Source organism: Streptomyces sp. 8N706 (assembly GCF_052245415.1).
Taxonomy (GTDB): Bacteria; Actinomycetota; Actinomycetes; order Streptomycetales; family Streptomycetaceae; genus Streptomyces.
Window position 1 is genome coordinate 1 of the sequence record NZ_JBQQBW010000003.1, and the last position, 13,701, is coordinate 13,701.

12 protein-coding genes and 1 pseudogene are annotated in these 13,701 nt (G+C 71.4%); 6 read left to right on the plus strand and 7 right to left on the minus strand.

All coding sequences use genetic code 11. From position 1 onward, the window contains the following. Positions 1-1,444 (plus strand): SbcC/MukB-like Walker B domain-containing protein (locus ACTWQE_RS01910; RefSeq protein WP_443327003.1); only part of this gene is annotated, 1,444 nt, incomplete at its 5' end. A gap of 57 nt (positions 1,445-1,501) precedes the next feature. On the opposite strand, the gene ACTWQE_RS01915 is transcribed toward ACTWQE_RS01910, so the two are convergent. Beyond that, the gene (locus ACTWQE_RS01915) at positions 1,502-3,094 is read right to left on the minus strand and encodes an ABC transporter substrate-binding protein (protein WP_443327004.1); all 1,593 of its coding nucleotides are present in this window, start codon (positions 3,092-3,094) and stop codon (positions 1,502-1,504) included. A 502-nt stretch (positions 3,095-3,596) separates the two neighbouring features. Between ACTWQE_RS01915 and ACTWQE_RS01920 the strand changes: the two are divergent. Next, positions 3,597-4,016, plus strand: a pseudogene (locus tag ACTWQE_RS01920) (FAD-dependent monooxygenase); the annotation flags it as partial. Between the two features lie 22 nt (positions 4,017-4,038). Then, positions 4,039-4,278: a hypothetical protein gene (locus ACTWQE_RS01925; protein WP_443327156.1), complete on the plus strand. Its 240-nt coding sequence runs from the start codon at positions 4,039-4,041 to the stop codon at positions 4,276-4,278. A gap of 61 nt (positions 4,279-4,339) precedes the next feature. Here the strand turns inward: ACTWQE_RS01925 and ACTWQE_RS01930 are convergent, their stop codons facing one another. The 3 genes from ACTWQE_RS01930 to ACTWQE_RS01940 form a co-directional block, all read right to left on the minus strand. Continuing rightward, positions 4,340-5,125 (minus strand): VOC family protein, encoded by a 786-nt coding sequence (locus ACTWQE_RS01930; protein ID WP_443327005.1) that lies wholly within the window; start codon positions 5,123-5,125, stop codon positions 4,340-4,342. Positions 5,126-5,441: 316 nt separating this feature from the next. Then, positions 5,442-5,681 carry a DUF6296 family protein gene (locus ACTWQE_RS01935; RefSeq protein ID WP_443327006.1) on the minus strand — a complete coding sequence of 80 codons (240 nt, stop codon included), beginning with the start codon at positions 5,679-5,681 and terminating at the stop codon, positions 5,442-5,444. 219 nt (positions 5,682-5,900) lie between these two features. Then, the gene (locus ACTWQE_RS01940; RefSeq protein WP_443327007.1) at positions 5,901-6,773 is read right to left on the minus strand and encodes a UbiA family prenyltransferase; all 873 of its coding nucleotides are present in this window, start codon (positions 6,771-6,773) and stop codon (positions 5,901-5,903) included. A gap of 148 nt (positions 6,774-6,921) precedes the next feature. Here ACTWQE_RS01940 and ACTWQE_RS01945 point away from each other — a divergent pair, with 148 nt between their 5' ends. Genes ACTWQE_RS01945 through ACTWQE_RS01955 form a run of 3 tightly spaced genes read left to right on the plus strand, consistent with a single transcriptional unit; the run spans position 6,922 to position 9,540 of the window. Beyond that, positions 6,922-7,980, plus strand: coding sequence for a type III polyketide synthase (locus ACTWQE_RS01945; RefSeq protein WP_443327143.1), 1,059 nt, complete (start codon positions 6,922-6,924; stop codon positions 7,978-7,980). Positions 7,981-7,990: 10 nt separating this feature from the next. After that, positions 7,991-8,527 (plus strand): isoprenylcysteine carboxyl methyltransferase family protein, encoded by a 537-nt coding sequence (locus tag ACTWQE_RS01950; RefSeq protein ID WP_443327008.1) that lies wholly within the window; start codon positions 7,991-7,993, stop codon positions 8,525-8,527. Then, positions 8,524-9,540, plus strand: a complete 1,017-nt coding sequence (locus ACTWQE_RS01955) for an NAD(P)/FAD-dependent oxidoreductase (RefSeq protein WP_443327009.1) — start codon at positions 8,524-8,526, stop codon at positions 9,538-9,540. Before ACTWQE_RS01950 ends, ACTWQE_RS01955 begins: the two co-directional genes overlap by 4 nt. Positions 9,541-9,649: 109 nt before the next feature. Here the strand turns inward: ACTWQE_RS01955 and ACTWQE_RS01960 are convergent, their stop codons facing one another. From ACTWQE_RS01960 to ACTWQE_RS01970, 3 genes are all read right to left on the minus strand, one after another. Next, positions 9,650-11,263 carry a sodium/solute symporter gene (locus ACTWQE_RS01960; protein ID WP_443327010.1) on the minus strand — a complete coding sequence of 538 codons (1,614 nt, stop codon included), beginning with the start codon at positions 11,261-11,263 and terminating at the stop codon, positions 9,650-9,652. After that, on the minus strand, positions 11,260-11,727 hold the full coding sequence (locus ACTWQE_RS01965; protein ID WP_443327011.1) for a DUF485 domain-containing protein: 468 nt from the start codon (positions 11,725-11,727) through the stop codon (positions 11,260-11,262). Before ACTWQE_RS01965 ends, ACTWQE_RS01960 begins: the two co-directional genes overlap by 4 nt. A 424-nt stretch (positions 11,728-12,151) precedes the next feature. Beyond that, complete coding sequence (locus tag ACTWQE_RS01970) at positions 12,152-13,558, minus strand: gamma-aminobutyraldehyde dehydrogenase (RefSeq protein WP_443327012.1); 1,407 nt, start codon at positions 13,556-13,558, stop codon at positions 12,152-12,154. Positions 13,559-13,701: the final 143 nt, after the last annotated feature.

Consider the following 13,701-nt stretch of genomic DNA (forward strand, 5'->3'; position numbering starts at 1 on the left):
CCGCGCCGCCGCCGCTGCCCGTGAACGCGCGGTACGGTCCCGCACCTTCGCCGAGGAGCGCGCCCGCGAAGACGGCACCGCCGAGTCCAAAGCCCGTTCTCTGACGTCCGCGCTGGAAGCGGCGGAGAGCGCGGCCGGCGGGAGTTACGGCGACGTGGCGGCACGCATCAGCGAACTGCGCGGCACCCTGGCCCGGACGCGGCGCGAGAGCGACGATGTGGCCGCGGACCTTCTCCGGCTGTCGGAACGGGTCGGGGCGCTGGCCGTCAGCAAGGCCGAGGACGCGGGCCGCCGCGACGCCGCGGTCGCCGAGCGGGACACCGCCGCCGAACGTTTCCGGCACCTGTGCGCCCTCGGCTTCCCGGAGGACGCCGGTATCTCCCTCCCGCTCCCACCGAACGACGGGATCCGCGCCACTCTCGAAGCTGCCCGCGCCACCGCCGCGGCCTGGCCGTCCCTCGCCCACGGCGCGCGACACCTCGGTGACGCGCTGAGCCGTCTCACCGAAGCCGTTCACAGCGTCCGGCAGACCCTCGGCGAGCGTGCGGACCCGACGCTGGAAACCGACGACGACATCCAGGTGTTCGCCGCCTCCCTGGACGGTGTGCGGATGGGCGCGACGCGACTCCACGCCGCCCTGACCGCTGAGCTCGAGCGCGGCAGCGACGACATCACCACCGCCGAGCGCGAGCTGTTCGACACGACGTTCCACGGGGACGTCCGGCGCCATCTGGCCGACCGCATCCGGCAGGCGACCGAACTGGTCGACACGGTGAACACCCATCTGAGCCGAGTGCGTACGGCTTCCCAGGTGGCGGTACGGCTGGTGTGGCGGATCCACCCGGACCTCCCACCGGAGACCAGGGCGGCCCGTGACCTGCTGATGAAGGACCCGTCCCTGATCACCGGCACCGACCGCGAGGTCCTGCACGGGTTCTTCCGCAGCCGCATCGAGGAGGCCAGGTCCAAGAACACGGCCGCCACCTGGGAGGAGCAGCTCGCGGAAGTCCTGGACTACACGGCCTGGCACCAGTTCGTCGTCGAACTCGACCGCTCGAACGGCGCGGGCCGCCAACTGCTGACCAAGAAACTCCACGGCGCGCTGTCCGGCGGAGAGAAGGCGATCGCACTGCATCTGCCGCTCTTCGCCGCGGTGGCCGCCCACTACCAGGCCGTTCCGGAAGCCCCCCGGCTGATCCTCCTCGACGAGGTCTTCGTCGGGGTCGACGCCACCAACCGCGGCCAGGTCTTCAGCCTGCTCGGTGCACTCGACCTCGACCTGGTGCTGACCTCCGACCACGAGTGGTGCACCTACCGCGAGTTGAGCGGCATCGCCATCCACCAGCTCATCACCGGAGGTGACGGCGACAACGCCGTCACCAGCGCCCGCTTCGTCTGGAACGGCACGGACGTACTGCCCGACGGGGAGGAGACTCCCGTATGAGCCCGACGCGGCAGGCGCTCCCCGGTCCTGGGGAGCGCCTGCCGCGTGCTCGGTGGATCAGTCCTCGCTCTTGCTGAGCTCCCAGAAGCGCGGGACGGTCGAGGCGTCCAGGCTCCACTCGATCCCGAAGATGCCCTCACGGGCCACCGCGTACTGCTTGCCCTGCCACAGCGGCAGGACCGGCAGGTCGTCGGCCACGATGGACTGTATTTCCGCGAACTTCCGCGCGGTGACAGGCCGGTTGGCCTCGGCGACCGTGGCCGGTATCAGCTCCTCGGCGATGCGCTTCGACTCGTAGTTGTTGGAGATGACGTTGTTCTTGCTGAAGAACGGCGTGATGAAGATGTCCGGGTCCGGGTAGTCCGGGAGCCAGCCCCGGACGTAGACGCCGTACTTCCCGGCACGCACGCCCGCGTCGTACTCGTCCAGCGGGACGCTCTTCACCTCGGCCTGGAAGAGACCGCTCGCGTTCAGCTGCTGGGCGATCTCCTGGAACGCGGGCACCGTGGCCGCCCCGAAGCGGACGGGGGTCGTCCACAGGGTCAGCTTGACCTTGCCGTTGATGCCCGCTTCCCGCAGAGCGGCCTCCGCCTTGTCGCGCTGCGGCCGGTCGCCGTACTTGTCGAAGTAGGGCGTCTTGTGGCCGGTGATCCCTGCGGGGATCACCGAGTACAGCGGCTCCGCGGTGCGCTGGTACACATCGCGCACGAGCGCGGTGCGGTCGATGAGGTACGCGATGGCCTTCCGCACCCCGAGCTTCCCGGCCACAGGGTCCTTCATGTTGAAGACCATGTGCATCACCTCGGCGCTGGCCCCGTCGACGACCTTGACGCCCCCGCGGTTCTGGGTCGTCGTGTTCTCCAGCTCGTAGATGTCCTTGGCCGCCAGGCCGCGGTACGCCAGGTCCACCTCGCCCTTTTGCACCGCACGCTTCAGGGCGGCCTGGTTGCCGTGGAAGGACTTGACCGTCACACCGGAGTTCTGGACCTTTGCCGAGCCCTGGTACTCGGGATTGACAGAGAAGGCCGCCTCCTTCTTGTCGAAGGAGTCCAGCACGTACACACCCGAACCCACGACCTCGTTGTCCTCGCGGAGCTGGTCCGCGGGGTACTCGGTGTGGTCCACGATGGCGCCCGCATTCGACGCGATCTTCATGGGGAAGGTGGCATCGGTCTTGCGGAGACGGAAGACGACGGTCTTCTCGTCGGGGGTCTCGATCTTCTTGATCGACGAGAGGAGGTAGGCCGGGCCCTTCGGATCGTTGATCCTGAGCGTGCGCTCGAAGGAGTACGCCACATCCTTCGAGGTGAGGCTGTTCCCGTTGCTGAACTTCAGATCGTCCTTCAGCACGCAGCTGTAGACGCTGCTGCTGCTGTCCTTGAAGCCACAGCTCTTGGCAGCCTCGGGCTCAGGGGTCGTGCTGCCTCTCGGGAAGCTGATCAGCGACTGGAAGACGTTGTTGAACACCAACCACGAGCCCACGTTGTAGCCCGAGGCCGGGTCGAGGGACTGCACCTCGTCGGTCGTCCCCATGACCACCGGCTCCCCCGTGCCCGCGGCGTCCCCATCGCCCGAACCGCAGCCCGTGAGCAGGCCGGCGACCACTCCCACTCCGAGCGGGCCGGCCAGCCACTGGTGACGTTTTCTCAACCGCACGTTCCTCACACATTTCTCTGTCGGCCCACCAGGTGCCGCCGTGAGCCCGGCCGTACTGGCCCCGTCCGGGCTCCCACAGCTGCGCACCGGGGAGGAGTTGATCGCTCGCTCTCCGCCGCTGACGGCCGCCGCGAGCGGCGACGTACTGCCTGCCCTTCCACAGCGGGCGAACCCGGGGCGTCGTCGGTGACGATGTCCTGGATCCGCCGGAAGCGGATGGCCGCGGCGGAGCGCCGTCCTCCTGCCGAGTCAGGGGGACCAGCACCCTACGGATCATCCCGTTCCGGAAGAGGGGCGGGGCAGTTGTCCTGGGTGAAGAACGGATCGATGAAGTTGTCGGTGTCCGGCAGGTCCGGTAACCGGCCCATACCGTAGACGGCATCCTGACACCTCGGGAGAGCGGGGCGGAACCACTCAGAGGCCCGGCGCCCCCGTTTATGGCCCGGGTGCGCACAATGTCCGCAAAAGGAAGGGCGATGGAAGGGGTGGCACCGGGATGCCGTTCCAGGAGAAGATCATTTACGCCCCCCGCAGTGAGCGCCGCTGCATCCCCTCCCGGAGGAAGGTTACGCGAGCCCATGGCCTCAACGAGGACCCAGGTCGCCGTCATCGGCGCCGGCCCGCCGGTCTGACCTTGGCAAACCTGCTGCGTCAGCAAGGGATCGACTGTGTGCTGCTGGAAGCGCGGAGCCGCCGCTTCATCGAGCGGCACCCTCGTGCGGGCTTCCTGGAGGAGTGGGCCGTGCGTTTCCTGGAGCGGCACGGCATGGCCGGCCGGCTGCTGAGAACTGCGGAGCGCCACGGCTCATGCGAATTCCGCTACGACGGAACCCGGCATCCCTTCGGATACGCGGAACTCACCGGACGGCACCATTTCGTATACCCGCAACAGGAGTTGGTGACGGACCTTGTGGGGTTTTTCGCCGACGGCGGCGGGGATGCCCGTTTTGAAGTGCGTGACCTGGAATTGCACCAGGTGGAGTTGGCAGTACCAGGAGTTCTCACAGTGGTTCTCCGAGCTGCTCCATGGCACGACGGCGGGCGGCTCCGGCCCGGGGCACCCCGATCCGTTCCGCGCCAAGGTCGCGGGCGCACGCCTGCGCCGCCTGCTGGAGTCCCCGGCGGCGGCGGCCGCGTTCGCCGAGCTGTACATCGGCCGCTACCCCGCCGAAGGCTGAGCGTGCCGCCGGACGAGGCCGGGCCAGGGGCAGGGCCTCCCCGCTTCCGTGGGGCCGCCGGTCACCCGGTCGCGCTGGTGATCACCGCGAAGCGCGCACCGAAGGGGTCGACGAACATGGCGAGCCGTCCGATGCCCTCCGCGTCCTCGGCCGGAATGATCGCGGTGGCGCCGTGCTCGGTGGCCGTGGCGACCGCGGCGTCGCAGTCCGGCACCTCGAAGTACGGATGCCAGCTGGACACCGTGCCGGCCTCCAGATTCTCCGGGGGCAGCTGCATGATGCCGCCGTGAAGGGCTTCCTGCCCGCCGCCGGACGGGGCGACGACGGTGTACGTGATGCCGGCGACCGGCAGGTCCTCGGTGTTCCAGGAGAAGACCGACCGGTAGAAGTCCTTCGCCGCGGCCGCGTCCGAGGTGTACAGCTCGGTCCAGCACAGGCTGCCCGGGACCGTGACCGCCTCCAGGCCCTTGGTGTCCCCGGGCTGCCAGACGGCGAACCGGGCCCCGGTGGGATCCGTGAACCCCGCCATCCGGCCGGCCGTGAAGACATCGAACGGGGCGAAGCGGACGGTGCCGCCGGCCTGCTCGACCGCCGTGGCGGTGGCGCCCGCGTCGGCGGTGTGGAAGTACAGCGTCCAGGCGGGACTCGCGCCCTCCTCGGTGAGCGGGCCGACCGCTGCGACGGTCCTCCCGTCCAGCTGGAAGAAGCCGTAACCGCCCGCCTCGGGGCCCGCGGAGCGGAACGTCCAGCCGAACAGGGTGCCGTAGAAGTCGGTGGCGGCCTCGATGTCCGGAGTGCCGAGGTCGAGCCAGTTCGGGGTGCCCGGGGCGTAGTCGGTCGTGAGCATGACGGTTCTTCCTCCGGCTGTTCTCGGGGAGCTGCCGGCCCGCCGCACGGGTGCGGACCGGCGGCGCACTCCTGGGAAGGCCTCAGCATGGCAGCGGACACCGACACCGGTCGGCCGACGCGCCCCCTGCACCCGCACGGCGGCGTCGAGAACGGGCGCCGGGCCGTCGAAGGCCGACGAGTGTGCCTTCTGCCGGGGCCGCGGGCCCGACACGCGCCGCCCCCGGCCGAAGGCCGGGGGATGGGGCACTCCGTCCGGCCTCGGCCCGGGCCCCCGCGCGGGAGGGAGTCCCGGGGCGGGACTCCCTCTGTGCGCATCAGGCCATCGGGCGTGCCTCGACCGCCGAGACCGGTGCCTGGTGACCGCCGCTGGCGAGCATCCGCACCTCGGCGCGGTCGCTGATCTCCGCCCGTACGATGCCGGTGTCGTCCATGTACACAGGGTGCCCGCCCGGGCCGCTCCGCTCCGTGCGGTGCACCACCACCACGTCCTCCACGGTCGGCGCCGAGGAGCCCGGATGTACGAACACCAGCTCGTATTCATCACGCTGCCCCATGACACCCTCCACTGTCGCGACCTCTCCAATACACTGCCTGCCTGATTACCCAAAACGGGACATTTCACACACGTGTACGCGAGGCTGCCGAGCCGCCCGGCATGCGGCGCCGGACCCGGGAGCACACGGGGTGCGACGGTCGTCACCGTGGGGGAGCGACCGGCTCAGCGGCCGGAGCCGTTGGGACCCGCTCGGCAGCCGAGGCACCGGAGGTCCCGCTCAGCCGCCGAAGCCCCGGACGAGGAGCACCACATCCACCGCGGCCACGCCGACCGCGGCCAGGAACGGCACCCGTGGCCGCACCCGCCCGAGGGCCGCCGCGCCCACCGCCGCCACCGCGACGAGCAGCACGACGGGCACGCCGTACCGGTCCGCCCCTCCGGGATCGGTCAGGACCAGCAGCGCCGAGGCCGCTACGAGCGGGAAGGGCAGGAGCAGCCGCACCCCGGACGGCCCGAGCCGCTGCGGCCAGCCCCGCACCCCCGTCCTCAGATCGTCCTCGATGTCCGGCAGCACATTGGCCAGATGGGCCCCCACCCCCAGCAGCGCCGCCGCCGCGACCAGCGGCCACGCCGGCCAGGGGTGGCCCGGCAGTCCCAGGGCGACGAAGGCGGGCAGGCTGCCGAAGCCCACCGCGTACGGGAGCCAGGACCAGGAGGCCGCCTTCAGACGGAGGTTGTAGGCCCAGGCGGCGCCGACACCGACGAGATGCGCCACGCCCGCGAGCACCCCCGAGGCCAGCGACAGCGGCACGCACAGGGCGAGTGCGATCAGCGACGCCGAGCGCACCGCTCCCACGGACACCGCACCCGAGACCACCGGCTTCCCGGACCGGCCAGCGGCGGTGTCCCGCTGCGCGTCGGCAGCGTCATTGCACCAGCCCACCGAGAGCTGGCCCGCCAGCACCGCACCCGCCACGGCCGCGCACCCCGGGCCGCCGCGTCCCGCGCTCATCGCCAGACCGGTGGTCAGCACAGTGACCGCCGCTGTCGGTACCGGATGACAGGCCCTCAGCAGAGCCCTCAGCGGACCGCCTGCCGTCCGGTACCGGATCGCGGCGGTCGCGGCCTCTGACGGGTCATTGGATGCCACGTACGGATCGTAGGGGCGTCCCGCGGCCGCGAACGCGCCGCCCGCGACCTTCCTCACGGATTGCCCCGGACGGGTGCGCGGAAGCATGAGCGGGTCCTTCCGGGGGCACCTGCATGAGGTCCTGACCGCCCGCCGACCGGGGAGCCGGATGAGCCGTATCGCCGCCGTGCACGGAGTTCTGGCACCACACCGTCATGAACAGCACCAGATCACCGATCTGATGGCCCGTATCTGCCTCCCGGCAGGGCGGGACCGGTCGGTCCTGGACCGGTTGCACTCCAGCGCGAAGGTGCGTTCCCGCCACACGGTGCTGCCCCTGGACCGGTACGCGGCCCTCGACGGCTTCGGCACGGTCAACGACACCTTCATCACCGCCGCGACGGACCTCGGTGCCGAGGCGGTCGACGGCGCGCTGCACGCTGCCGGAATCTCCCCGCGCGAGGTGGACCTGCTGGTCTTCACCTCGGTGACCGGCATCGCCGCCCCTTCCGTGGACGCCCGGCTCGTGGGCCGCCTCGGTCTGCGGCCGGATGTCAAGCGCCTCCCCCTCTTCGGGCTCGGATGTGTGGCCGGGGCGGCCGGAATCGGCCGGCTGCACGACTATCTCCGGGGCTGGCCCGACCAGGTCGCCGTGCTGCTGTCCGTGGAACTGTGCTCACTGACCTTCCAGCGCGGGGACGCCTCCCTCGCCAACCTGGTGGCCGGCGGGCTGTTCGGCGACGGCGCCGCCGCGCTCGTGGCCTGCGGCAACGACCGGCGGCCGAAGAGGTCGCATGCCACCGTCGTGGCCACGCGCGCCCATCTGTACCCGGACACCGAGCGGGTGATGGGCTGGGACATCACCGACACCGGCTTCCGCGTCGTACTCGACCAGACCGTCCCCGATGTCGTGCGCAAGCACCTCGCCGACGATGTCGACGCCCTGCTCGGGGACCACGGCCTCAAGAGGCAGGACGTCACCGCATGGGTGTGCCACCCGGGCGGGCCGAAGGTGCTCGAAGCCATGTCCGAGACGCTCGATCTGCCGGCCGGCGCACTCGACCTCACCTGGCGTTCCCTCGCCCAGGTGGGCAACCTCTCCTCCTCGTCGGTGCTGCATGTGCTGCGGGACACCGTCGCCCAGCGGCGGCCCCCGCCCGGCACCCCGGGCCTGCTGCTCGCCCTCGGCCCCGGCTTCTGCTCCGAACTCGTTCTGCTGCGCTGGTGAGGGGAGGAAGATGAGCTGGTACGCGATGCTGGTGCTGGCCGTCGGAGCCGAGCGAGTGGCCGAACTCGCCGTCGCCCGCCGCAACGCCCGCTGGAGTCTGGCGCGTGGGGGAGTCGAGTCCGGGCGGGGCCACTACCCCGTCATGACGCTGCTGCACACGGGCCTGCTGGCCGGCTGCCTGTACGAAGTCTGGGCGGGCCACCGGCCGTTCGTGCCCGCCCTGGGGTGGCCCATGCTGGCGGTGGTCGTGGCGGCGCAGGGGCTGCGCTGGTGGTGTGTCGCCACGCTGGGCCGGCGCTGGAACACCCGGGTGATCGTGCTTCCGGGCCTGCCGCTGGTCACCAGGGGCCCGTACCGGTGGCTGCGCCACCCCAACTACGTGGCCGTGGTGGCCGAAGGAGCCGCCCTGCCCCTCGTCCACAGTGCCTGGATCACCGCGCTCGTCTTCACCACCGGCAACGCCGTTCTGCTCGCCACGCGGATCCGCTGCGAGGAGGCCGCCCTCACGGCGGCAGCCGCGGAGGCCGGCGGGGGCGTACCCGCATGATCGACCTGTTGGTGGCGGGCGGCGGCCCGGTCGGTCTGGCCGCAGCCATCCACGCCGCCCTGGCCGGTATGGAGACGGTCGTGCTGGAGCCGCGTCCGGGACCGGTGGACAAGGCGTGCGGTGAAGGGATCATGCCCGGCGGGGTGCGGTCGCTGCGTGCCCTCGGTGTGGAGGTCCATGGCCGGGACCTCCGCGGCATCCGCTATCTGGACGGGCGGCGGTCCGCCGAGACCGCCTTCCGCGGGGAGTGCGGACGGGGTGTGCGGCGGACCGTCCTGCATGCCGCGCTGGCGCGCCGTGCGGCCGAACTCGGCGTCGTGACCGTGCCGGAGAGCGTGAGCGAGGTGCGCCAGGGGCCCGGCTGGGTGGCGGCGGCCGGCCGGCGGGCCCGCTGGCTGATCGCGGCCGACGGTCTGCACTCACCGGTCCGCAGAGCGCTGGGGCTGGAGGTACCGGCCCGCGGCGGCGCCCGCCGGTACGGGCTCCGGCGCCACTACCGTGTCGCGCCCTGGACGGACTTCGTCGAAGTGCACTGGTCCTCGCAGGGCGAGGCGTATGTGACCCCGGTCGCCGACAACCTGGTCGGGGTCGCCGTCCTGAGCCCCGCGCGGTGCGGCTACGCCACCCACCTCGAGCGTTTCCCGCTGCTCGCACCGCTGCTCGAGCTGCCGCCGGTCACACCCGTACGCGGAGCCGGACCGATGCGCCAGCGGGTCAGCAGCCGGGTCGCCGGCCGGGTGCTGCTGGCCGGCGACGCGGCAGGCTACGTCGACGCGCTCACGGGCGAGGGCATCGCTCTGGGCCTCGCCTCGGCGGAGGCGGCGGTGCGCTGTCTCACCGCGGGGCGCCCGCGGGACTACGAGCGGGCGTGGCGCCGGCTGTCGCGGCGTCACCGCCTGATGACCGGGGCGCTCGTCCGTGTGGGCAGCCGGGCGAGTACGGCCCGGCTGATCGTTCCCACCGCGGCCGGAGCGCCCGCGGTCTTCGGCGCCGCGGTCCGCGCCCTTCAATGAGCGCCGCGCCGGTGGAGTGGACCGGGCGCCGACGGCTGTCCCTCGAGGGCGCAGCCGTCCGGTTGCCCTCCGGTGACGGCCGCCGGCGATGTCCGGTTGCCCACCGGTGTCAGTCGACGGCGGCGAGCAGCCGTGCCTCGCTCTCCTCGTACCGCCGTCGGCTCTCCTGCCCCGACTGCGGGCGACGGCGGTGTTCCCACCGGCTGCCCAGCCAGCCCGCCAGATAGCCGACGGGGATGGAGACCAGCCCCGTGGAGGTGAGCGGGAACCAGTGGAAGTCGACGTCGGGGAAGGCCGCACCCGGCGAGCCCGAAACGGCCTTGGAGAAGGCCATCAGCACCAGCGCGGACCCCGCGCCGCCGTAGAGCGTGGCGAGCAGCCCGGTACGGGTGAAGCCCTTCCAGAACAGCGAGTACGTCAGCGCGGGGGCCACCGCCGAGGCGCCGATGCAGACGGCCAGGGTGGTGAGCACCGCGACGTCCCAGTTCTGGACCAGCGCGGCCAGGACGATGGCGATGGTGCCCACGCCGACGCTCGTCCATCCCGCCACCGTCATCTCGGTGCGCGGCTCCGCCTGGCCACGGCGTATCACCTGCGCGTACAGGTCATGGGCGAGGGACGAGGCCGCGGCGAGGGTCATGCCCGCGACGGAGGACAGCAGGGTGATGAACACCATTCCGGCCACCGCCGCGTACAGCAGGGTCGCGCCCACCGAGGCGGGGTCCCCTCCGAGCGCATGGGAGAGCAGCAGCACGGACGTCCTGCCATGGGGATCGGCCGTGGTGATCAGGCGCGAACCCACCAGCGCCGCGGCGCCCGCACCCATGACGATCACCAGCAGACAGAAGACGGTGACCGCAGCGACCGCCCAGGACATCGAGCGGCGTACGGCGGGTGCGTCCTGGGAGGAGTACAGACGCATCGTGATGTGCGGCAGACAGGCCACGCCGAGCACGACGCTGAACTGCACACTGACGAAGTCGAGTTTGGCGCTGGTCGACTCCCCCAGTTGCAGGCCCTGTTCCAGGAACGCGGGGCCGGCGCCGCTGCCGCGCTGTGCGGCCTGCAGCAGCGCGTCCGTGCTCCAGTCGAAGCGGTTCAGCACCAGGAAGGCGATGACGGCGCTGGTGCCGAGCAGCATCACGATCTTGATGATCTGGATGAGTGCGGTGCCCTTCATACCGCCCAGGGCCGCATACACGATCATGAGGGTGCCGACGATGACGATGGACGCCGTCTTGGCGCCGTCGAGGGGGATGTCGAGGATGAAGGTGAGCAGCGAACCCGCCCCGGACAGCTGGACGACCAGGAAGGGCAGGGAGGCGGCCAGAGTGACCACGCAGGCGGCGATGCGTACGGACCGGCCCGGCATGTTGCGGGCCAGGACGTCGCCCATGGTGTACTTCCCGGCGTTGCGCAGGGGTTCGGCGAGCAGGAACATCAGCAGGACCAGGGACAGCGCGGTCGCCATTGCCAGGACGAAGCCGTCGTAACCGGCGAGCGCGATGATGCCCGTCGTGCTCAGTACGGTGGCCGCGGAGACGTAGTCGCCCGCGATCGCCATGCCGTTCTTGAACGGGGTGAGCGTCCGGTAGCCGGTGTAGAAGTTGGCCAGTTCGTCCCGGTCGGGACCGGCCATCACACACAGCAGCAAGGTGATGGTGACCAACGCCGTGAAGAGCAGCAGGACGGCGGTCTGCGTGTGGGAGGTGAAGTCGTTCACCGGCGGGCCTCCGCGCCTTCGGCCTGTCGCCGGATGTCCTGCGCCAGGGGGTCGACGGACCGCCGTGCGCTGCGCTCGTACCAGCGGATCGCCGCGACCGTCACCCCGAGCTGGAGCAGCCCCAGGAAGAGCCCGAGGTTCAGGTCTCCGACGACGCGCGTCGCGATCAGGTCCTCGGCGAAGGTGGAGAGGATCACATAGATGACGAAGTAGCCGAGCGCGGTGAGCGTGGACAGTCTGCGCAGCAGCTTGTAGGCCGAAAGCAGCGACCTGAGATCTGTACGGTGCGGGTGCGGGTGCGGGTGCGGGTGCGGGTGCGGGTGCCGGGCGTGCCGGTGGCGGCCTTCGGGGGTGGCCATCGGCCGGCTGTCATGAGGCGCCCAGGGCTCCTGGTAGAGCGAGGGGCCCGTTGACCGCGTCGGCGGTGGTCCGGGTTGGTGCCAGTTGTCGCCGACGTACGTCATCGCCCGATCCTTCAGCTCTTGGACGGCATGGGAGACAGCGCACCGAGGGCCGGGACGAGTGTCCCGGAAACTCCACGTGTCTTCGCGCGGCCTGGTCGTCCCCGGGCTCCGGGCGGACTTCCGCTGCACATCGCGCTGGGGGTCACCGCCGTTCCCTTCGGCGCCCCGGTCCGCGCACGATACCGACTGGTTGGGACGCTGCAAAGGCCTCTTGCGAGGTTTCTCCCCGCGAAGAGTGTGTGCCGTCTCCGCGGCCCAGGACCTCCTGTTGTGGAGGGCGCCGAGGGGCTCGGGAGTTCCGCGGACCGTCGATGGACCGGCAGGGGCATCCGCTCGACGGCCTGCTCCCGGGGAGCTGACCGCTGACGCGGCGCCAACCCTCCCGCCGGAGCCGGCCCGAGCCGGCGCCGACGGGACGCCGAAGTCAGCCGTGCGCGGCCATGACGTGCTTGACCCGGGTGTAGTCCTCCAGGCCGTGCAGGGACAGGTCCTTGCCGTAGCCGGACTGACCGAACCCTCCGTGCGGCATCTCGGCCGCCAGCAGGCCGTGGGTGTTGATCCAGACGCAGCCGAAGTCCAGACGCGTGGTCAGCCGGGTGGCCCGGCCGTGGTCGCGTGTCCAGACCGAGGCGGCCAGGCCCTGCGGCACACCGTTGGCCAGCGCCACGGCCTCGTCGTCGTCACCGAAGCGCTGCACCGTGATGACCGGCGCGAAGATCTCCTCCTGGACGATCTCGTCGTCCTGTGACAGACCGGAGACCACGGTCGGTGCGAGGAAGTACCCGCTGTCACCGTGCTGGTGGCCCCCGCAGTGCAGTCGCGCGTGCTCCGGCAGCCGGTCCAGCAGGCCCAGCACCCGGGACAGTTGGATCTCGCTGTTCAACGGGCCGAAGTCGGCCCCGGGCTTCATCGCCTCGGCCCGCTCGGTGAGCGCTGCGACGAACGCGTCGTGGACGTCCGCGTGGACCAGGACCCGGGTGGCGGCGGTGCAGTCCTGTCCTGCGTTGTAGAACGCGGCGGCCACGATCCCCTCCGCCGCGGCGGGCACATCGACGTCGTCGAAGACCAGCACCGGTGCATTGCCGCCCAGTTCCAGGTGTGTGCGCTTGAGCGTGGCGGCGGCGCTGCGGGCCACCTCGATCCCGGCGCGGGTCGACCCGGTGATCGACACCATGGCGGGCACCTCGTGCTCGACCAGCAGCCGTCCGGTGTCACGGTCGCCGAGCACGACGTTGAAGACCCCGGGCGGCAGGACCTCGGCGGCCACCTCGGCGAGCAGAACCGTGCTGCTGGGCGTGGTGTCGGCCGGCTTGACCACCACGGTGTTCCCCGCCGCGATCGCGGGGGCGATCTTCCATACGGCCATCATCAGCGGGTAGTTCCACGGGGTGATCTGGGCGATCACCCCGACCGGCTCCCGCCGCTGGGACGAGGTGTGCCCGGCCAGGTACTCACCGGCCGAGCCGCCGTGCATCAGCCGTGCCGCACCCGCGAAGAACCGGATCTGGTCGACGCACTGGGGGAGCTCCTCCTCCAGCACCACCTGACGGATCTTGCCCGTCTCCCGGCACTCCGCGTCGGCGAACTCCTCCGCCCGTGCGAGGAGAGCGGCGGCAAGCGCCAGCAGCGCCTCCTGACGCTCGGCGGGCGTGGTCGCCGCCCAGCCGGGGAAGGCCGCCTCGGCCGCGCGTACCGCCCGGTCCACCCCGGCGGCGTCCGAGACCACCGCGGCGGCGGACACCTCACCGGTCGCGGGGTCGATCAGCTCGCTCGTACGGCTGCCCCCGGCGTCCCGGCGACCATCGATCACATTGCCTACGGTGGTGGTCATCGAATGCTGTCCTTCTCTGTGGGGCACTGCGCGGGTGCTGCTGTGCGGCGCCGACGGTGCGCGCGGTACGCCCCTGGCCCGGGCGCCCGGGCGCGGCCGGGGGGCGGTGACGTCCCACGATGAACCATGTCCCTGGCCTCTGA